Source organism: Geothrix terrae, assembly GCF_022808775.1.
Lineage (GTDB): Bacteria > Acidobacteriota > Holophagae > Holophagales > Holophagaceae > Geothrix > Geothrix terrae.
The window spans coordinates 608,227-626,919 of the sequence record NZ_JAKZLA010000001.1; the positions used below are offsets into that span (position 1 = coordinate 608,227).

Here is an 18,693-nt window from a genome sequence, read left to right on the forward strand (position 1 = left end):
CCGCGCGTACTCTGTGGAGCGAGGGAGAAGGCGGACGCGCGAGCGGCTGGTGGATGCTGATCCTGATGCTCCTTCCACTCCTCTTCTGGTTGATCGCCCAGATCCAACCCCGGGAAGGAATGCTCCGATGAACCCCACCCTTCTGCTCGCCTCCCTCCTGGCGCTAGGCCTTCTTGGCTACCTCACCTTCGCCCTGCTGAAGCCGGAGGCGTTCCAATGAGCCATGCCTGGTCCCAGAATCTGCTGTACCTGGCCCTGCTCCTGAGCCTGGCCTACCCCGTGGGAACCTATATGGCCAGGGTTCTGGAGGGCGAGCGCACCTTCCTCCACCCGATTCTGCGCCCCCTCGAACGAGGCCTCTATCGCCTCATGGGCATCCACGAGGGCGAGGACATGGGCTGGAAGGCCTACGCTTGGTCCATCACCCTCATCAAGCTCCTCGGCCTGGCGGCGGTGTTCCTCCTGATGAAGACCCAGGCCGCCCTGCCCCTGAATCCCGAGCACCAGGCCGATGTGGCCACGGGCCTCTCCATCAACACGGCCGTAAGTTTCATCACCAACACCAACTGGCAGGCCTACAGCGGTGAAACGACCCTCAGCTACCTCACCCAGATGCTGGGCCTGACAGTACAGAACTTCATCTCGGCAGCGACCGGCATCGCGGTGCTGGCTGCGCTGATCCGGGGAATCACCCGCCGCAGCGCCACAGGCCTCGGGAATGCCTGGGTCGACTTGGTGCGCAGCACCCTCTACATCTTCCTGCCCCTCTCCTTCGTCCTCGCCCTCTTCCTTGTCTCCCAGGGCGTCATCCAGAACCTGTCCTCCTATCTCCACACCTCAGGCGGACAGGTGCTCGCCATGGGCCCCGCGGCCTCCCAGGCCGCGATCAAGATGCTCGGCACCAACGGCGGCGGGTTCTTCGGCGCCAACGCCGCCCATCCCTTCGAGAACAGCTCGCCGCTCTCGAATTTCATCCAGATTCTGAGCATTCTCCTCATCCCCGCGGCTCTCTGCGTGACCTTCGGGCACATGGTGAAGGATCGCCGCCAGGGCTGGGCGTTGCTGGCTGCCATGACCGTGATGTTCGTCGGGGCCCTGGCCGTCTGCACGCAGGCCGAGGTGAATGGCAACCCCGCCCTGGACCGCCTGGGAGTGAACCAGGTGGCAAGTGTCGATCAGCCTGGCGGCAACATGGAGGGCAAGGAGCTGCGGTTCGGCCCCGGCGGATCTGCCCTATGGGCCACCGCCACCACGGCAGCTTCCAGCGGCTCCGTGAACGCCATGCACGACTCCTTCACGCCCCTGGGTGGCCTGGTTCCCATGTGGCTCATGCAGCTTGGCGAGGTGGTCTTCGGCGGCGTCGGGTCGGGGCTCTACGGCATGCTCATGTTCGCCCTGGTCGCCGTCTTCATCGGCGGCCTCATGGTGGGCCGCACCCCGGAATACCTGGGCAAGAAGGTGGAAGCCTTCGAGATGAAGATGGCCTCCATCGCCATCCTCCTGCCTTGCGCCGCCGCGCTGATCGGGACGGCCATCTCCGTGCTCGTTCCGGCGGCGGTGGCCTCCGTGAGCAATCCCGGGCCCCACGGCTTCAGCCAGATCCTCTACGCCTGGAGCAGCGCCTCCAACAACAACGGCAGCGCCTTCGCCGGCCTCAACGCCAACACGCCCTTCTACAACGATGGCCTGGCCGTCGCCATGCTCCTGGGCCGCTTCGGCGTGATCTGGCCTGTGCTGGCTGTCGCCGGCTCCCTGGTGAAGAAGAAGCACACACCCGAGGGCCTGGGCACCCTGCCCACCCACACCCCGCTCTTCGTCGGCGTGCTCATCGGGGTCGTGCTCCTGGTGGGCGCCCTCACTTTCATTCCCGCCCTGGCCCTCGGCCCCGTCGCCGAGCACCTGACCCTGAGGAGCATCCGATGACCTCCCATTCGCGGCAGGATAGGCCCCTCTTCGAATCCACCATCGTGCGGCGCGCGGTGCTGGACGCCTTCCGGAAGCTGAGCCCCCTTCACCAGCTCCGGAATCCCGTGATGTTCACCGTCTGGGTCTGCAGCGCCTTCGCCACGGGCCTCTGGATCCAGGCCCTGGCCGGCCAGGGAGAGGGACGGCCAGGCTTCATCCTGGCCATCTCCCTCTGGCTCTGGTTCACCCTCCTCTTCGCCAATTTCGCCGAAGCCATGGCGGAGGGCCGGGGCAAGGCCCAGGCGGATTCCCTGCGCCGGTCCAAGCGCGACGTGAAGGCCAGGCGGCTGCTCGGGCCCGACCGGAAGGGGCCGCACGAGGTGGTCGGTGCACCGGTCCTGCGCATCAACGATCTCGTGCTCGTGGAAGCTGGCGAGACCATCCCCGGTGATGGAGAAGTCGTCGAGGGCGTGGCTTCGGTGAACGAAAGCGCCATCACCGGCGAGAGCGCCCCGGTCATCCGAGAGAGCGGCGGCGACCGCTCCGCCGTCACCGGGGGAACCCTGGTGCTCTCCGATTGGCTGGTGATCCGCATTTCATCCAATCCTGGTGAGAGTTTCCTGGATCGCATGATCGCCATGGTGGAGGGTGCCAAGCGCCAGAAGACACCCAACGAGATCGCCCTCGACATCCTCCTGGCAGGGCTCACCATCGTCTTCCTGTTGGCCACGGCCACCCTGTTGCCTTACTCCGTCTTCTCCACCAAGGCCGCCGGACAAGGGCATCCCGTGACGCTGACTGTGCTGGTCTCGCTGCTCGTCTGCCTCATTCCCACCACCATCGGCGGTCTGCTCAGCGCCATCGGCATCGCCGGCATGGACCGCATGATCCAGGCCAATGTCATCGCCACCTCCGGCCGGGCCGTGGAGGCGGCGGGCGACGTGGATGTGCTGCTGCTGGACAAGACCGGCACCATCACCCTCGGCAACCGGCAGGCCGTGGCCTTCCTGCCCGCCGATGGTCTGGACTTGAAGAACCTGGCGGATGCGGCCCAGCTCTCCTCCCTGGCCGATGAAACACCCGAGGGACGCAGCATCGTGGTGCTGGCCAAGGAACAGCACGGCCTCCGCGAGCGTGACCTCCATGCCCTGGACGCCCACTTCGTGCCCTTCACGGCCCAGACCCGCATGAGCGGCGTGAACCTGGGCACGCGCCAGATCCGCAAGGGCGCCGCCTCGGCCATCGAAGCCTACGTCCAGTCCCATGGCGGCACCTTTCCGGACGACCTGCGCCGCACTGTCGACCAAATCTCCATGGCGGGCGGCACCCCGCTCGTGGTGGCCGAAGGCGCGCACGCCCTGGGCGTGATCCAGCTCAAGGACATCGTGAAGGGCGGTATCAAGGAGCGATTCGCGGAGTTGCGGGGGATGGGCATCAAGACGGTGATGATCACCGGCGACAATCCCCTCACCGCCGCTGCCATCGCCGCGGAAGCCGGGGTGGATGACTTCCTGGCCCAGGCCACGCCCGAGGCGAAGCTCAAGTTGATCCGCGAATACCAGGCCGGCGGGCGCCTCGTGGCCATGACGGGGGACGGCACCAACGACGCGCCGGCCCTGGCCCAGGCCGATGTGGCCGTGGCCATGAACAGCGGCACCCAGGCCGCGAAAGAGGCCGGGAACATGGTGGATCTGGACTCCAATCCCACCAAGCTCATCGAGATCGTGGAGATCGGCAAGCAGATGCTCATGACCCGCGGTTCGCTGACCACCTTCAGCATCGCCAACGATGTGGCTAAGTATTTCGCCATCCTGCCCGCGGCCTTCGTGGCCACTTACCCGGCCCTGGGCGCGCTGAACATCATGGGTCTGCACAGCCCCGAGAGCGCCATCCTCTCGGCCGTGATCTTCAACGCCCTCATCATCGTGGTGCTCATCCCCCTGGCGCTTCGTGGCGTGACGTACCGGCCCGTGGGGGCGGCCCAGCTGCTGCAGCGGAACCTGCTGCTCTACGGAGCCGGCGGCCTGGTGGTGCCCTTCATCGGCATCAAGGCCATCGACTGGCTGCTCGTCGCGCTTCACCTCGCCGCGTAGGAGATCCCATGAACCTCCAGCTCCGCCCCGCCCTCGTCGCCTTCATCGCGCTGTCCGCCATCACCGGCCTGGCCTATCCCCTGGGAGTCACCGGGCTGGCTCAAGCCGCCTTTCCCCATCAGGCCGGGGGCAGCCTGATCCGCAGGGATGGCCAGGTGATCGGCTCCGAGTGGATCGGCCAGTCCTTCACGGCTCCACGCGACTTCTGGGGCCGCCCTTCCGCCACCGTCGACGCCCAAGGCAGGCCCCTGCCCTACAACGGCGCCAATAGCGGCGGGTCCAACCTGGCGCCCAGCAGTCCGGATCTCCGCAAGGTGGTTCAGGACCGGATCGCCGCCCTCCGGGCTGCGGATCCGGATGCAGCGAACCCCATTCCCGTGGATCTCGTCACCGCATCAGGAAGTGGGCTGGATCCGCACATCAGCCCCGCGTCCGCCTCCTATCAGGCGCATCGCGTGGCCAAGGCGAGGGGCCTCGACGAGGCCAAAGTGCGCGAATTGATCGCGGCCCACACCGAGGGCCCCCAGCTGGGCATGCTGGGCGAGGCCCGGGTAAACGTGCTGAAGTTGAACCTCGCTCTGGACGAGGTTCCAGCGAAGTAGAGCGGGACTCCTGGCGAGCCCGCCCAGCTTCCAAAGCCGAGGCTGTTCGTGCCGCAGCCTCCATGGCCAAGCCGAGGCACAGGAATAGCTCGACGCAGGGCACGAATACCGGTGTCGTGTCCCCTGCGGTCAGAACTTCACGAGCATGGCCAGGGTGATCCGGCTTTCGGTCTTGCGAAGATCCGGAGCCCAGCCCGCGACCACGGATCCGGGGGCGCCCTGGTTGCCGCCCGGGGGGGTCACCCCGCCGGGGCCTGAGAAGTAGGGCACGTCGGCACCACGGCGATTGAACTCGCTGCGCATGGTGATGAACTGACTGGGCATGTAGTCGTAGGTGATCGAGTAGTCCCAGGAATGCCATCTGTCCCCGGGGTTCTCCGTGAAGTAGGGCGTACCCGAGGCGGCCGTGGCCCCGTTGATGGGCGGCATCAGCACCAGGTAGCGGCCCGGATTCGTGATTTCGCCTCCGCCGATGGTGAGGGCGTGGCGGTCTCTCAAAAACCAGAGGCGGTTGTAGAACATCCATCCCGAGAAGGTCTGCTTGGGGTTGCTGGGATCATTGCCGCTCCGGCTCACACCACCGCCCTGCTCATCGCCCAGGTCGAAGGTGAACGAGAAGGCGGCCTTATCGAGGAAGGAACCAGGCTCATCGTAGTACTTCACCTGGATGCTGTTGTCCGTGTGCCGGCGGGTGCGCTTCCGGTTCCCTGGCGCATCGGCGCCAAGGAAGTAGTTGTTGGAGACGACACTGAGGTTCCCGTTGGGGCGCCAGTTCAGGGAACCGCCGATGCCGGGCGTGTTGTTGAACATGTTGTAGGACTGCCAGCCGTTGGTGAGCCAGAGTTCCAGCTTCAGCCTGTCGCTGGGGAACAACTGGACGCGGACGCCATTGAAGAACCATGGGGTGTTGGAGGAGACGTAGGAGGGCTGGTAGGCCCAGTTGTCGAAGTTGTAGTAGCTGAAGAGGCCGATGTAGGACATGAAGATGCCCGCGTCGAGGTTGAGGCCGCCCATCACGTCCCAGTGGTAGCCGCCGTAGGCTTCGGAGACATAGCGGTAGGCGTTGTCCGTCTGCCACTGGCCCTTGGCGGTGCTGGCGTCGTTGCGGGGTGTCATGGTCGAGTACATCCCGAACTGGGTCATGATCCGGCCGCGGACGTTCTCCCAGTGGAAATCACCGCCGATGCCCAGCTGCTGCACCTGGACTTCATTAGTCCGGCCCAGTTCGCTGGAGCCCACCAAGGTGTGGTCCTGGGGATGATTGAAGTCGTAGACCGTGTTCACGTCGGCCCTGAACTCCCCCGTGAAGGCTTTGGTCTCGAGAACGGAGTCCTTGGTTCGGGGGGTTCCGTTCAGCCAGGCGAAGTCCGCGAAGGCGAAGGGCTCGGCCGCGTTGACCGGCCCAGCAGCAGGAACCGACCGGGCCTGAGGCGCATCCGGCGCCTGCGCCATTACCAGAGGAGCGGCAAGCAAGAGCATCAGCATGGGCGATTTCATTACGACTCCAGGGACTCGGCGCTGCACGCCAGTCCGACAGGATGGCCAGAGTCCGTGTTAAGGCGGCGCTAAGACCGGGTGAATCCCGCTGGGGAAGGGTGAGGGACCATCACGCGGGATACCCTAGCGCCCGGAATCACCCGGGCCTTCTCCGTCCGGGATTCGTTGATATTTACGCCTTCTTAATGCAAGCCGATGGCATCCTACCGCCGCTTTGACACCCGCCCATCAAGGCAGGCTGATTCGGTTTCCGTTAACAACCGCGTCTCCGCGGAACCGTCCCGGCACGGCATGGGACGATGCCCCGACCGATCATGGCCTCGGCAGGAGGCTCGACATGATTGAGGCGTCCATCTTCGACAATGGCGACGGGTTGGACCGCGGAAATGCCCGTATCCCTCGCGCGGAAGGCGACAGACGTGATCACGGTTGACACCCCCATTCGCGCCATGACAGGCGACTTGGTTCCGGATAGGTTTAGGTCATGAGCCCCGAGCGCCCCGATCCCGATGCCCTGCTGCGCAAGGTGCAGGATGAGGAGGAACGGGCCAGCCGGGCCAAGCTGAAGGTATTCTTCGGGGCCGCCCCGGGCGTCGGCAAGACCTACGCCATGCTTTCTGAGGCGCGGGAACGGAGCGTGGAGGGGGTCGACCTCGTCGTCGGGGTCGTCGAGACTCATGGCCGGAGTGAGACGGCCGCCCTGACAGAGGGGCTGGAGATCCTGCCCCGAAAGGAACTGGCCTACGCCGGTCAGTTCTTTCCCGAGTTCGACCTGGACGCTGCCCTGGCCCGCCGGCCAGCGCTGATTCTCGTGGACGAACTGGCCCACACCAACGTGATGGGCTCCCGGCACGCCAAGCGCTGGCAGGACGTCATGGAGTTGCTGGACGCAGGCATCGACGTTTACACCACGATGAACGTCCAGCACCTGGAAAGCCTCAAGGACGTCATAGCCCAGATCACCGGCGTCACAGTTCGAGAGAATGTCCCGGATACCGTCATGGAACGGGCAGACGAGGTCGAGCTGGTGGACCTGGCCCCGGAGGATCTGCTCGTCCGGCTCAAGGAGGGCAAGGTCTACCTTCCAGAGCAGGCCCGTCATGCCCGGGAGCACTTCTTCCGCAAAGGCAACCTTCTCGCCCTTCGCGAGCTGGCCCTGCGCCACACGGCGGAGAACGTCGACGCCCAGATGCGACGGTACATGGAATCGGAGGGCATCCGGAAGACCTGGGCCGCCGGAGACCGGCTCCTGGTCTGTGTCGGTCCGGACGGGCTCTCCGAGCGGCTCATCCGCGCCACACGCCGCATGGCGGGGTCCCTGGGGGCCTCTTGGGTGGCCCTCTACATCGAATCACCCCGGCACTTCAAATTCAGCGAGGAGGAGCGGAACCGCATCGAGGAGAACCTCCGGCTGGCCGAGAAGCTGGGTGGGGAAACGGTCGTCATCGAAGGCGGCGGCCGCACGGACGAGGACATCCTCGCCTTCGCTCAGGACCGCAACATCACCAAAATCGTGGTGGGCAAGCCTTCACGTCCAAGATGGCTTGAGGCCTTCGCCGGTTCCCCGGTGGATGACCTCATCCGCCACAGCGGGGACATCGACATCTACGTCATCACCGGCGAAACAGCGAAACAGATGGGCCCGTCGGGCCTCAGTCCCCGGATCACGAGCCCCCTGCGGAACTACCTGCTCAGCCTCATCACGGTGGCCCTCGCGACAGCCGTCGCCGGCCTGGTCTTCCGGCGCACGGAACTGGCGGACATCGTGATGGTCTACCTGCTGGGGATCCTCGTGGTCGCCACCCGCTTCGGCCGCGGCCCCTCGCTGCTGGCCTCGGTCCTGAGCGTCGCGGCCTTCGACTTCATCTTCGTGCCCCCTTATTTCACCTTCGTAGTATCCGACTTCCGCCACGTGGGGACCTTCTCCGTGATGCTTCTGGTGGGTGTGGTCATCGGCAACCTCACCGAGCGGATTCGGGCCCAGGCCCGCCTGGCTCGCGGCAGGGAACAACGGACGCAGGCCCTCTTCCGCCTGGGGCAGGGACTGGCCCACAGCGCCGGGTCCACGGCTCTGGTGGCCGCCGCAATCCAGACCGTCGCGGCCCAGTTCCAGAGCCATGCGGTGGTGCTGCTTCCTGATGGCTCCGGGCACCTGGAGGCGCCCGCGCATCACTTATCCTTCCCGCTGAACGACCAGGAACGGGGCGTGGCCCAGTGGGTCTTCGAGCATGACGAGCCTGCCGGACTGGGCACGGTCACCCTCCCCGGGGCCCGTGCCACCTACCTGCCACTCAAGGGATCCAAGGGCCCCCTGGGCGTGATGGGTGTGCTTCCGGATGGCGCCCCCCGCTGGGTGGAGCCGGACCAGCGCCAACTGCTGGAAGCCTTTGCCACCCAGACCGCCCTGGCCCTGGAGCGCTCCCTCCTGGCCGAGCAGAGCGCTGCAGATCGCCGGCGGGCCGAGGAGGAACGCCTGCGGAACGCCCTGCTCAGCTCGGTGTCGCACGACTTGCGGACCCCTCTGGGCGTCATCACCGGCGCCGTGAGCACGGTCCTGGAGACGCCCGACCTCTCCGACGCCACCCGGCGAGACCTCCTGACCTCGGCCCAGGAGGAGGCCCAGCGGCTGCACCGCCTCGTCAGCAACCTGCTGGACATCACACGCCTCGAGGCCGGCGCCCTGGAGCTCCGCACCGAGTGGATCCCCGTGGAGGAGGTGGTGGGCGCGGCCCTGGATCGCCACGAGCTGGGCGTGGAATCTGCACGGGTGAAAGTCCACCTTCCCGACGACCTGCCATTGGTGGCCATGGACCCTGTCCTCATGGAGCAGGTGCTGGTGAACCTCCTCGACAACGCACTGAAGTACTCGCCGCCGGGTTCGCAGGTGGACATCAAGGCCTGGGCCGCAGGGAAGTCCCTCACCTTCTCCGTGGCGGACCGGGGCCCTGGGATCGCCCCCGGGGAGGAAGTGCGGATCTTCGAGAAGCTGGCCCGGGGCGAAGCCGCCGCGGGCCGCCCGGGAGCGGGGCTTGGGCTGGCCATCTGCAAGGGCATCGTGGCAGCTCACGGGGGCCGGATCCAGGCGGTCAACCATCCCCAGGGCGGCGCCCAGTTCCTCGTGAGCCTTCCCCTGGGCACGCCTCCGTCCATGCCCGAGGAGGGCGCATGACAATCGCCCTCGGCCCGCAGGTCCTTCTGGTTGAGGATGAGCCCCAGATGCGCCGCTTCCTCCGGGTGGCCCTGGAGAGCGGTGGGTACCGCTACCTCGAGGCCGCCTCGGGCCAGGAGGGCCTGACCCTGGCCGTGCAGCACCGGCCGGACGTGATCCTGCTCGACCTCGGCCTTCCCGACATGGACGGCCTCGACCTCATGACGCGGCTTCGGGAATGGAGCCGCACTCCGGTCATCATCATCTCCGCCCGGGGGCGGGAAACCGACAAGATCGGCGCCCTGGACGTGGGGGCGGACGACTACCTCACCAAGCCCTTCGGCACCGGCGAGCTGCTGGCCCGCATCCGGGTCGCCCTGCGCCATGCGGATCCCGGGGCGGCCGAGGATCCCCTGTTCACCCTCGGGCGATGGCGGGTGGATCTGGCCCGGCGCCAAGTCCTGGTCGCAGGCCAGGAAGTCCACCTCACTCCGCTTGAGTACCGGCTCTTCACCACCCTGATCCGGCACGCGGGGCGGGTGGTCACCCACCGCCAGCTCCTGAAGGAGGTCTGGGGGAACGTGGCCGGGGCCCAGCCTCTGTACCTCCGGGTCTACATGGCCCAGCTCCGGCACAAGCTCGAAGAGGATCCCTCCCGGCCGCGCTACCTGCAGACGGAGCCAGGTGTTGGGTATCGGCTGAGGACGGAGGATTAGAGCACCTCCCGGAACCCGACGCGAGACACCGATCTCGATTCGCTGGATCATGTCTTCAATGGACAGCACGACGCGCCCCCCCGAACAGCCCACCGGATCCGCCCCGACCGGAACGGACCTGCCCGAGCCGGAGGCCGGGGAGCTGTCCGCGCAGCCGGTCGTACCGGGCCGCTCCTCCTTCAGGCACATGATGGAACTGCTCGACATGATCAAGTTCGAGCACACGGTCTTCGCCCTGCCCTTCGCCTTCCTGGGGGCCCTGGGGGCGGCCCAGGGAATCCCGCCCCTCCGCACGATCCTCTGGATCCTCGCGGCCATGGTGGGGGCGCGCACGGCGGCCATGACCTTCAACCGCCTGGTGGACGTGGACGTGGATGCGGAGAACCCCCGCACCGCCGGCCGGGCCCTGCCCGCGGGCCGAGTCTCCCGGGCCGGCGCCATGCTCCTGATGGGGGCGGGCATCGTCGTCTTCGGCCTGGCGGCCGGCGCCCTGGGACCCCTCACCTGGGCCCTCTCGCCGCTGGCCCTCGTCATCATCCTCGGGTACTCGCTCTGCAAGCGCTTCACCTCCTGGGCCCATGTGGTGCTGGGTCTGTCCCTCTCCGGGGCGCCGCTGGGGGCCTGGATCGCCGTGTCCGGCCGCATCGAGGCCCCTGCCCTGTGGCTTTCCGGAGGCGTCCTGGCCTGGACCGCGGGCTTCGACATCCTCTATTCCCTCCAGGACCAGGCCTATGACCGTGACAAGGGGCTGCATTCCATGCCCGTCTGGCTGGGCACTGGCGGCGCCCTGGCCCTCTCCCGCGCCTTCCACCTTCTGGCCCTGGCGGCCTGGGCCATGTTCAACGTCCACATGGGCAGCCATCTGATCTCCTGGGCCGGATGGGCCACCGTGGCGGTCATGCTCGCGAAGGAGCAGTGGCTGGTCCGGGGCGGCGACCTGTCACGCATCGACCAGGCTTTCTTCACGTTGAACAGCCTCGTGGGGCTCGTGTTTTTCCTCGGCCACGTCTTGGAATGGTGGCTATCGCGCTCGCTCCTGGCTCCGGTCTAGATCGTTCGTTGTAAGAAGACGAGTCGATCCATCGCGGATTCCCAGGTATGCTGAGGGGCCATGTCCACTCACCAGCCCGAACGCCGACTCGCCGTGCGCTCCAGCCGCCCCGATCCCGTGGGGTGGCTCACCGTGATGGTCGTCTTCAGCCACCGCACCCTCCGCTGGTCCCTCACCCGCCGGATGATGCTCTGGGGAATCGGCCTGGTGGCCGGGTTCTCGGCCCTGGCCATGATCGGCTCCGGCTACGGATTCTGGGCCACCAAGAAGATCATGAGCTTCAGCCGGCTCCAGAAGGAGACGGTGGAGCAGCAGGAGCAGCTCCGATCCTCCCTGGATCAGGCCCAGGCCCTCGAAGCTGAGGTGACGACCCTCCGGCAGCAGCAGACGGAGCTGCTGAAGCTCCTGGACCCGAAAGCCTCCACCGCTTCGCCCCTGCCCCCGCCACCCGGGCAGCCCGTGCAGTCCGCCACCCCGCCGCCGCCCGGCACCCAGGAGAAGCTGTCCCGCCTCAAGCAGGACCTCGACTACACCACCAAGCAGGCGGCCGTCGTGCGGGCCAGGATGGAGCCCGTGCTTCGGGCCTGGGCGCATACGCCCTCCATCCCGCCCACGGCCGGCTACCTGAGCTCGGGGTTCGGTGTGCGCGTCAATCCCTTCTCCCGCCCCAACGAGGAGGGGGATGGCCTGCTGGGCTACCACACGGGCATCGACATCAGCAACTCCCTCGACACGCCGATCCAAGTCACCGCTGACGGCGAGGTGGAAGAAGCCGGCTGGATGGACCGCTACGGCTGGGGCGTCCGCGTGCGGCACAACAACGAGCAGGAGACGCTGTACGCCCATATGAACCACGTGAACGTCAAAGCCGGGCAGAAAGTGTCCCGCGGAGATATCCTGGGCACCATGGGACGCTCGGGGAACGCCACCGGGGTCCACCTCCATTACGAAGTGCGGCTGAACGGCAAGCCCACGAATCCCCAGCCCTACCTGCGTCTCCAGCGCCAGTGGATCCGGGCGCTGCGAAAGTCGTCCTGACCGCGAAGGAGTAAACCATGTCTGTCTTCCGCAACACCAAGTCCAAGCCCGACTCCGCCCCCGCCATCCACTCCCTGCTGGGCAAGGATGTGGTGCTCACGGGAGAGATCCACACGGGCTCCCAGAGCCTGCGCATCGAAGGCACCGTGGAGGGGATCATCCAATCCACCGGCGAGATCTCCATCGCCCCGGGCGGCATGGTGAAGGGAACCATCTACGCCAAGCACCTCGTGGTGACCGGCCGCGCCGAAGGGACCATGAAGATCACGGAGTGCCTGGAGATCCATGGCACGGGCTACGTGGAGGGGGACGTCGAGGTCGGCTCCCTGGTCGTCGACGAGGGCGGCACCCTCCAGGGCGTCTGCGTCCGCAGGGACCAGACCCGCACCCTGGAGCTCGCGAACGCCGCCAAGGGCGGGACCCTCGCCATGTCCCCAACCGGGCCGCAGGTTCAGGACACGATCGACGCCAAGTTCTGATCAGCGGAACAGCGGCCCCGGATCGGACTTCACCCCCAGGTAGGCGTAGGCTGCATCGGTGGCCTTCCTTCCCTGGTGGAGGGACCCGTGTCCGCAAGCGCGGCCCGCAGGGCCAAGCGAGCGGGAGGACAGCGCGGTGCGCTGTCCGATCCACGGGAGCGGAGCACGCCCCTATCGGAACAGCGGCCCCGGATCGGACTTCACCCCCAGGTAGGCGTAGGCTGCATCGGTGGCCTTCCTGCCCTGGGGCGTGCGATCCAGGAAGCCCACCTGCATGAGGTAGGGCTCCACCAGGTCCTCGAGCGCCCCCTCATCCTCCCCCAGGGCCGCGGCCAGGGTCCGCAGGCCCACGGGGCCCCCCCGGTGCTTGTGGCAGATGGCCTGGAGATACTCCCGGTCCAGACCGTCCAGGCCAAGGTCGTCGACCTCGTGGAGCTTCAGGCAGGCCTCGGCGGATTCCACGGTGATGGTCCCGTCCCCCTTCACCTCGGCGTAGTCCCGGCAGCGCCGGAGCAGGCGGTTGCAGATGCGCGGCGTCCCCCGGCTCCGGCGGGCGATGGCCTCGGCGCCCTCCGGGGCCAGGTGGATGCCCAGGAGGTCCGCCGACCGGCGGGCGATGATGGCCAGATCCGCCCGGGTGTAGAACTCCAGGCGATGAACCATGCCGAAGCGGTCGTGCAGGGGTTTCGAGATGAGGCCGGCGCGCGTGGTGGCGCCCACCAGAGTGAAGGGCCGCAGATCCACCTTCAGAGTCTGGGCGCTGGGCCCCTGGCCGATGAGGATGTCCAGCTTGCGGTCCTCCATGGCCGAATAGAGCATCTCCTCGATGGGTGCCGACAGGCGGTGGACCTCGTCGATGAAGAGGAACTCCCCCGCCTCCAGGTTCGTGAGAATGGCCGCCAGGTCTCCCTTCTTCTCCAGCGCCGGGGCTTGGATGACCTTGCAGGGCGCGCCCATCTCGTTGGCGAGCACGTGCGCGAGGGTGGTCTTGCCCAGCCCCGGCGGGCCGAACAGGAGCACATGATCCAGCACCTCCCCGCGCTTCGAGGCGGCCTGGAGGGCGATCTCCAACCGGGCTTTCACCTTGGCCTGGCCGATATATTCCTGAAGGCGTTGCGGCCTCAACGAGTATTCAACGGGGTCCTCCAGGTTCGTGGAGGGATCGAGGTCGGGATGCCGGTGCATGACTTCTATTCCCTCACGGGACTTCCACTTGTGTCCAGCCGATGGCCGGATAATCTTGGGTTCGCAGTCCTATCCCCCCCTTTATCCCATGAAGCCTGCCCGGGAGATGCCGTGGCCCAGCGCTACCAGCTCCTGATTCGAGACCGGCACGGGTTCGAGCGTTCCGTGCCCCTGGCCCGCTCCGTCACGGTGGGACGGCAGAGCCTCTGCGACGTGGTGCTTTCCGACAACATGATCAGTCGCAACCACTTGCGCCTGGAGCTGCAGGACGACACCTGGTGGGTCGAGGATCTCAAGACCACCCATGGCAGCTTTTACATGGGCCAACCGCTGACAGAGCGCCGGGCCTGGGAACCCGGGACCCCCCTGCTCCTGGCGGACAGCGCCTACACGCTGACCCTGGTCCGCACGGACCACAGCAGCTCGGAGATCCATCTCCAGGCCATCCTCGATGCCGCCCAGCTCCTGGCCCAGGAATCCGATCTCGAGGACATGCTCGAGCAGTCCCTGGACCGTCTGCTCAGCATCTCCGGAACGGACCGGGGCTTCCTCATGCTCCTGGAGGATGGCGAGCTGGCCTGCCGGGTCCAGCGCAACCTGGGCCAGGAGCTAGAGGGCCAGATCCAGCTGTCCATGTCCAGCGTCCACAAGGTGTTCGAGACCGGCGACCCCATCTGGATCCTCAACGTCGCCGAGGACGGCCAGCTGCTCAGCCAGCACTCGATCCAGCGGCTGGAGCTGAAGACCATCCTCTGCCTCCCTTTGCTGCTCCAGGGGCGGCGCATCGGCGTGGTCTACCTCGACAGCCGCCGTCCCATCATCGAACCGCCGGACCGGCCGACCTTCGAAGCCATCGTCTCGCTCTGCGCCATCGCCATCGAGCGTTCGAGGCTGTCCGAGGAGAACCTGCGCAGCCACGTGCTCGCCACGGTGGGACAGGTGGCCAGCTCCATCGTCCATGACTTCAAGAACGGCCTCTTCGTGCTTCGCGGCCATGCGGACCTGCTGGAGCTGTCCACCGAGGACACCAAGGTCCGCCACCACTGCCGCAAGATCCTGGAATGCGTGGATCGCCTCACGCACCTGAGCCAGGACGTGCTCGATTTCGCCAAGGTGCGGGAGCCCCGGAGAGAGACGGTGGATCTCCGGCCTTTCCTGGAGGCCGTCATCGAGCCCCTGGTGCCCCGCGCCGCCGAGATGGGCGTGACCCTCCTGGCTGAGGGCCCGCCCTGCCTGATCAAGCTGGACCCCGCGCGGTTCACCCGGGTCATGGAGAACCTCCTGGCCAACGCCATGGACGCCACCGTCGGCATGAGCGGCGAGATCCACGTGCACTGGATCCAGACCACGGGCGGAGTTCAGATCCGGGTGAAGGATCAGGGCCGCGGCATCCCCAAGCGCGTGGTCAAACGGATCTTCGAGCCTTTCTTCAGCTACGGGAAGAAGAAGGGGACGGGTCTCGGCATGGCCACCGTGAAGAAGATCGTCGAGGAGCACGGGGGCACCCTGGAATTCCTCAGCGAGGAGGGCCAGGGGACCGAGGTCATCATCCTCCTGCCGGACCATCCCATCACGGAGGACCACCGGCTGCCGGACGAGTCCACAGGAGAGCACCGCAACCTGGGGGCAGAGCGGGTATGAACGCGTTCCGCACAGGCATGGGGTTCGACGTCCATCGCTTCGCGGCACCGGAGGAGGGCCGCCCGCTGATGCTCATGGGCTGCCACATTCCCCACGACCGGGGCTTGGCGGGCCACAGCGACGCGGATGTCATGCTGCACGCCCTCATGGACGCGCTCCTGGGCGCCGCGGGCCTGGGCGACATCGGCCAGCATTTCCCCGACACGGATCCCGCCTATCAGGGCGCCGACTCGGCAGGCCTGCTGGAGCGGGTGATGGGCGATCTCGCCGAGCGGGGCTGGCGGGTGGTGAACGCCGATGTCTGCCTCATCGGCGAGCGGCCCAAGATCGGCCCGCACCGCCAGGGCATGCGGGATCGCATCGCCCCTGTGCTGGGCATCCACAGCGAGGCCCTGAACGTGAAGGCCACCACCACGGAGAAGCTGGGCTTCACGGGGCGGGGCGAAGGCCTCGCGGCTCAGGCCGTGGTGCTGATCGAGAGGCGCTAGGGCTTCTCGAGCCTCCGGCGGACCAAGTCCGCGAGGGCCTCCGGCGTGTTGAGCGACGGGTCCTCCAGCACAGCCTCCAGCAGATTCCGCTGGAGCTCGCCCAGCCAGGGACCGCCTCCGCGTCCAGCCAACGCCATGAGCGCCGCCCCGTCCAGGACCAGGGCCTTCACCGAGAGGGGTGGGACAGCGGCGGCGATGGCTTCGAGGCGGGTCAGGATAGCGACGTGCTCCTGTTGCCGGGCCTCCACCTCCAGGCCCTTGGCCCGTTGATCGGCCAGGCGGAACGCCCCCCAGCGCGCCAGGGTCAGCCCATCCTCGTCGAGCCGACGCAGGAAGCGCCGGCAGGCCGCATCGCTCCAATCCGCGGTCGGATGAATGCCATGGTGCCGGACCAGGGCCAGGACGTCGCGCCGGAGCGCGTGGGAGGCCCTGAGCCGTTCCAGGATGGCGCCGGCGAGCTCCAGGGACTGGGCCTCGTGCCCATGGAACCTCGCCTCACCTCCCTCTCCGAGGGTGCGGGCCCCGGGCTTGCCAGCATCATGCAGCAGGCCGGCCCAACGCAGCCCAGGCTCGGCCGGAACCAGGCGCGCCACCTCGAGCGTGTGATGCCAGACATCCCATCGGTGGTGCCGGTTCTGCCCGCAGCCGATCATGGGACGCAGCTCCGCCATCCAGAGGTCCAGCAGCCCCGTCCGCGCCAGAAGATCCAGCCCCCGGTGGGGTTCGGCCCCGCAGAGCAGCTTGGTGAGCTCCGCAAGAACCCGCTCCGCGGCCACCTTGCGGGCCACCTCCAGCCGTTCGGGAATGGCCGCCAGGGTTCCGACTTCCACCTCGAAGCCCAGTTGGGCCGCGAACCGGCACGCCCGCAGGGTGCGGAGACCGTCCTCGGCGAAGCGGCGCAGCGGATCGCCCACGGCCCGGAGGGTCCGCGCCTGCAGGTCAGCCCTGCCGCCGAAAGGATCCACCAGGTCGCCGCCGCCCACGGGGAGGGCCATGGCATTGATGGTGAAGTCGCGACGGGACAGGTCTTCCTCCAGGCTGACGCCCAGTCGCACCGTCTCGGGATGCCGCCCGTCCAGATAATCCCCATCGCTCCGGAACGTGGTGATCTCGATGGGCCGGTCCTCCAGCAGGACGGTGACCGTGCCGTGCTGCAGCCCCGTGGGAATCGCCTTCAGGCCCGCGGTCCGGGCCCGGTCCATCACGGCCTTCGGCATCAGCTTCGTGGCCAGGTCCCAGTCCGCGTGGGGACGCCCCAGCAGCTCATCGCGGACGGCGCCGCCGACCACCACCAGCTCCGCCTCAGGCCCCAGGGCCTCCTCGAGGCGGCGCAGCGGGGCCCACATCAATCCGCGCCCCGCGCCAGCCGGGCCAGGGCTTCGCCCTCCACGCGGCAGGTGAGCCAGGGCCGCATGACCTTGGCGCCATGGGCCTCGTAGAACTCGATGGCCGGCGTGTTCCAATCCAGCACCTGCCAGACGAAGCGGGTCCAGCCCTCCTTCACCGCCAGGGCCGCCAGGTGCTGGAGCAGGGCCTTGCCGATGCCCTTGCCCCGGAAGACCGGGCGCACGAAGAGGTCCTCGAGGTAGATGCCCGGCTTGCCTTCCCAGGTGCTGAAGTTCAGGAACCAGAGCGCGAAGCCCGCAGGCTGGCCATCCCACTCCGCCATGGTCACCCTCACCAGAGGGTGCTCTGAGAAGGCGTACCGATGGATGTCCGCCTCCGTGGCGACTGCCGCTTCCGGCTCCCGCTCGTAGTCCGCCAGCTCGCGGATGTACTGCAGGATCAGCGGGGCGTCGGAAGGAACGGCAGGGCGCAGGTTCAGCATGGGTCTATGCTAACCGGATGGACCGCGACACCGCCCTCCGCCTTCATGAGGCCATGCTCCTGACCCGGCTCACGGAAGAACGGCTGGTGAAGCTTTTCCGCCAGGGCAGAACCCTCGGCAGCATCTATCGCAGCCTGGGCCAGGAGGCCACCTCTTGCGCCACGGCCCTGGCCCTCGGGCCTGATGACGTGATCGGCCCCATGATCCGCAACCTGGGTTCCATGCTGGTCCGGGGCGCCACGCCCCTCGAGATCTTCCTCCAGTACCTGGGCCGCGCCACCGGTCCCACCGCAGGCCGGGAGCACAACAACCACTTCGGCGCGGTGGAAAGAGGCATTCTGGCCCCCACCTCCATGCTGGGCGCCCTCATCCCCGTGATGGCGGGCGTGGCCCTCAGCTTCCGCCAGAAGGGCGAGCGGCGCGTGGCCATGACTTGGATCGGCGATGGCGGCAGCTCCACCGGGGCCTTCTACGAGGGCCTCAACTTCGCGGTGGTGCAGCAGCTTCCCCTGATCGTCGTCGGGGAGTCCAACGGCTACGCCTTCTCCACGCCTCCGGAGCGCCAGATGGCCGGGCGGATGTCGGCCCGGTCCCAGGGGGCCTTCACGCTCACGGTGGACGGCAACGACGCCGCGGAGGTGTATGCCGCCAGCCTGCAGGCTCGCCAGCACTGCCTCGAGGGCAAGGGTCCCGTCTTCCTCGTCTGCGAGACCTTCCGAATGAAGGGCCACGCCGAGCACGACGATCAGCGCTACGTGGATCCCCAGCTTCTGGCCCAGTGGGCCGCCAGGGACCCCCTGCCCCGCTTCGAGGCCTGGCTCGCCCGGAAGCGCTGGACCCCAGATCCCGACCTGCGCACCCGGCTGGAAAGCCAGCTTCTCGAAGACGCAGAGATCGCCCTGGCGGCCCCCTGGCCCGACCCCGCCACCTTGAATGCAGGGGTTTTCTCCACCTGAAGGTCGGCCTTCCCCTGATTCGCCCCCTCCTTCAGGCCCGACCGGCATGACGACCCATTCATCCAC

16 protein-coding genes are annotated in these 18,693 nt (G+C 67.4%); 12 read left to right on the top strand and 4 right to left on the bottom strand.

Annotated elements, in window-relative coordinates:
• Positions 1–127: 127 nt before the first annotated feature.
• From kdpF to kdpC, 4 genes are read left to right on the top strand one after another with little or no spacing between them, the layout of a single operon-like run.
• Positions 128–220: a K(+)-transporting ATPase subunit F gene (gene kdpF / locus MLE42_RS02825; RefSeq protein WP_243286357.1), complete on the top strand. Its 93-nt coding sequence runs from the start codon at positions 128–130 to the stop codon at positions 218–220.
• Entirely contained in the window at positions 217–1,923 is a 1,707-nt protein-coding gene (gene kdpA / locus MLE42_RS02830; RefSeq protein WP_243286358.1) for a potassium-transporting ATPase subunit KdpA, read from the top strand. Before kdpF ends, kdpA begins: the two co-directional genes overlap by 4 nt.
• Positions 1,920–3,998 (top strand): potassium-transporting ATPase subunit KdpB, encoded by a 2,079-nt coding sequence (gene kdpB, locus MLE42_RS02835; RefSeq protein WP_243286359.1) that lies wholly within the window; start codon positions 1,920–1,922, stop codon positions 3,996–3,998. Before kdpA ends, kdpB begins: the two co-directional genes overlap by 4 nt.
• An 8-nt stretch (positions 3,999–4,006) precedes the next feature.
• Positions 4,007–4,600, top strand: coding sequence for a potassium-transporting ATPase subunit KdpC (gene kdpC, locus MLE42_RS02840; RefSeq protein ID WP_243286360.1), 594 nt, complete (start codon positions 4,007–4,009; stop codon positions 4,598–4,600).
• 129 nt (positions 4,601–4,729) lie between these two features.
• Here the strand turns inward: kdpC and MLE42_RS02845 are convergent, their stop codons facing one another.
• Positions 4,730–6,097 (bottom strand): outer membrane beta-barrel protein, encoded by a 1,368-nt coding sequence (locus MLE42_RS02845; protein ID WP_243286361.1) that lies wholly within the window; start codon positions 6,095–6,097, stop codon positions 4,730–4,732.
• 484 nt (positions 6,098–6,581) lie between these two features.
• Between MLE42_RS02845 and MLE42_RS02850 the strand changes: the two genes are divergently transcribed.
• The 5 genes from MLE42_RS02850 to MLE42_RS02870 are packed head-to-tail and all read left to right on the top strand — an operon-like array spanning position 6,582 to position 12,529.
• Complete coding sequence (locus MLE42_RS02850; protein WP_243286362.1) at positions 6,582–9,266, top strand: sensor histidine kinase; 2,685 nt, start codon at positions 6,582–6,584, stop codon at positions 9,264–9,266.
• Positions 9,263–9,961, top strand: a complete 699-nt coding sequence (locus tag MLE42_RS02855; protein WP_243286363.1) for a response regulator — start codon at positions 9,263–9,265, stop codon at positions 9,959–9,961. Before MLE42_RS02850 ends, MLE42_RS02855 begins: the two co-directional genes overlap by 4 nt.
• 58 nt (positions 9,962–10,019) lie before the next feature.
• Positions 10,020–11,012: a UbiA-like polyprenyltransferase gene (locus tag MLE42_RS02860; protein ID WP_243286364.1), complete on the top strand. Its 993-nt coding sequence runs from the start codon at positions 10,020–10,022 to the stop codon at positions 11,010–11,012.
• Between the two features lie 60 nt (positions 11,013–11,072).
• On the top strand, positions 11,073–12,050 hold the full coding sequence (locus tag MLE42_RS02865) for a M23 family metallopeptidase (RefSeq protein ID WP_243286365.1): 978 nt from the start codon (positions 11,073–11,075) through the stop codon (positions 12,048–12,050).
• 17 nt (positions 12,051–12,067) lie between these two features.
• The gene (locus MLE42_RS02870; RefSeq protein ID WP_243286366.1) at positions 12,068–12,529 is read left to right on the top strand and encodes a bactofilin family protein; all 462 of its coding nucleotides are present in this window, start codon (positions 12,068–12,070) and stop codon (positions 12,527–12,529) included.
• Between the two features lie 171 nt (positions 12,530–12,700).
• Here the strand turns inward: MLE42_RS02870 and ruvB are convergent, their stop codons facing one another.
• The gene (ruvB, locus tag MLE42_RS02875) at positions 12,701–13,714 is read right to left on the bottom strand and encodes a Holliday junction branch migration DNA helicase RuvB (protein WP_243286367.1); all 1,014 of its coding nucleotides are present in this window, start codon (positions 13,712–13,714) and stop codon (positions 12,701–12,703) included.
• A 111-nt stretch (positions 13,715–13,825) separates the two neighbouring features.
• Here ruvB and MLE42_RS02880 point away from each other — a divergent pair, with 111 nt between their 5' ends.
• Complete coding sequence (locus MLE42_RS02880; protein ID WP_243286368.1) at positions 13,826–15,355, top strand: ATP-binding protein; 1,530 nt, start codon at positions 13,826–13,828, stop codon at positions 15,353–15,355.
• Positions 15,352–15,843 carry a 2-C-methyl-D-erythritol 2,4-cyclodiphosphate synthase gene (gene ispF, locus MLE42_RS02885; RefSeq protein ID WP_243286369.1) on the top strand — a complete coding sequence of 164 codons (492 nt, stop codon included), beginning with the start codon at positions 15,352–15,354 and terminating at the stop codon, positions 15,841–15,843. The genes MLE42_RS02880 and ispF overlap by 4 nt, the downstream gene beginning before the upstream one ends.
• On the opposite strand, the gene MLE42_RS02890 is transcribed toward ispF, so the two are convergent.
• On the bottom strand, positions 15,840–17,189 hold the full coding sequence (locus tag MLE42_RS02890; protein WP_275975645.1) for a CCA tRNA nucleotidyltransferase: 1,350 nt from the start codon (positions 17,187–17,189) through the stop codon (positions 15,840–15,842). The genes ispF and MLE42_RS02890 overlap by 4 nt on opposite strands.
• Entirely contained in the window at positions 17,189–17,671 is a 483-nt protein-coding gene (locus MLE42_RS02895; protein ID WP_243286370.1) for a GNAT family N-acetyltransferase, read from the bottom strand. The genes MLE42_RS02890 and MLE42_RS02895 overlap by 1 nt, the downstream gene beginning before the upstream one ends.
• A gap of 53 nt (positions 17,672–17,724) precedes the next feature.
• Between MLE42_RS02895 and MLE42_RS02900 the strand changes: the two genes are divergently transcribed.
• Entirely contained in the window at positions 17,725–18,627 is a 903-nt protein-coding gene (locus tag MLE42_RS02900; protein WP_243286371.1) for a thiamine pyrophosphate-dependent dehydrogenase E1 component subunit alpha, read from the top strand.
• The last annotated feature ends 66 nt before the right edge of the window (positions 18,628–18,693 follow it).

Bases quoted from the DNA above. Each gene is read 5' to 3' on its own strand.
- ispF (WP_243286369.1), top strand. From the start codon at position 15,352: ATGAACGCGTTCCGCACAGGCATGGGGTTCGACGTCCATCGCTTCGCG.
- kdpB (WP_243286359.1), top strand. From the start codon at position 1,920: ATGACCTCCCATTCGCGGCAGGATAGGCCCCTCTTCGAATCCACCATC.
- MLE42_RS02860 (WP_243286364.1), top strand. From the start codon at position 10,020: ATGGACAGCACGACGCGCCCCCCCGAACAGCCCACCGGATCCGCCCCG.
- kdpA (WP_243286358.1), top strand. From the start codon at position 217: ATGAGCCATGCCTGGTCCCAGAATCTGCTGTACCTGGCCCTGCTCCTG.
- MLE42_RS02855 (WP_243286363.1), top strand. From the start codon at position 9,263: ATGACAATCGCCCTCGGCCCGCAGGTCCTTCTGGTTGAGGATGAGCCC.
- MLE42_RS02870 (WP_243286366.1), top strand. From the start codon at position 12,068: ATGTCTGTCTTCCGCAACACCAAGTCCAAGCCCGACTCCGCCCCCGCC.
- MLE42_RS02865 (WP_243286365.1), top strand. From the start codon at position 11,073: ATGTCCACTCACCAGCCCGAACGCCGACTCGCCGTGCGCTCCAGCCGC.
- MLE42_RS02895 (WP_243286370.1), bottom strand. From the start codon at position 17,671: ATGCTGAACCTGCGCCCTGCCGTTCCTTCCGACGCCCCGCTGATCCTG.
- kdpC (WP_243286360.1), top strand. From the start codon at position 4,007: ATGAACCTCCAGCTCCGCCCCGCCCTCGTCGCCTTCATCGCGCTGTCC.
- MLE42_RS02900 (WP_243286371.1), top strand. From the start codon at position 17,725: ATGCTCCTGACCCGGCTCACGGAAGAACGGCTGGTGAAGCTTTTCCGC.
- MLE42_RS02845 (WP_243286361.1), bottom strand. From the start codon at position 6,097: ATGAAATCGCCCATGCTGATGCTCTTGCTTGCCGCTCCTCTGGTAATG.
- MLE42_RS02890 (WP_275975645.1), bottom strand. From the start codon at position 17,189: ATGTGGGCCCCGCTGCGCCGCCTCGAGGAGGCCCTGGGGCCTGAGGCG.
- kdpF (WP_243286357.1), top strand. From the start codon at position 128: ATGAACCCCACCCTTCTGCTCGCCTCCCTCCTGGCGCTAGGCCTTCTT.
- ruvB (WP_243286367.1), bottom strand. From the start codon at position 13,714: ATGCACCGGCATCCCGACCTCGATCCCTCCACGAACCTGGAGGACCCC.
- MLE42_RS02850 (WP_243286362.1), top strand. From the start codon at position 6,582: ATGAGCCCCGAGCGCCCCGATCCCGATGCCCTGCTGCGCAAGGTGCAG.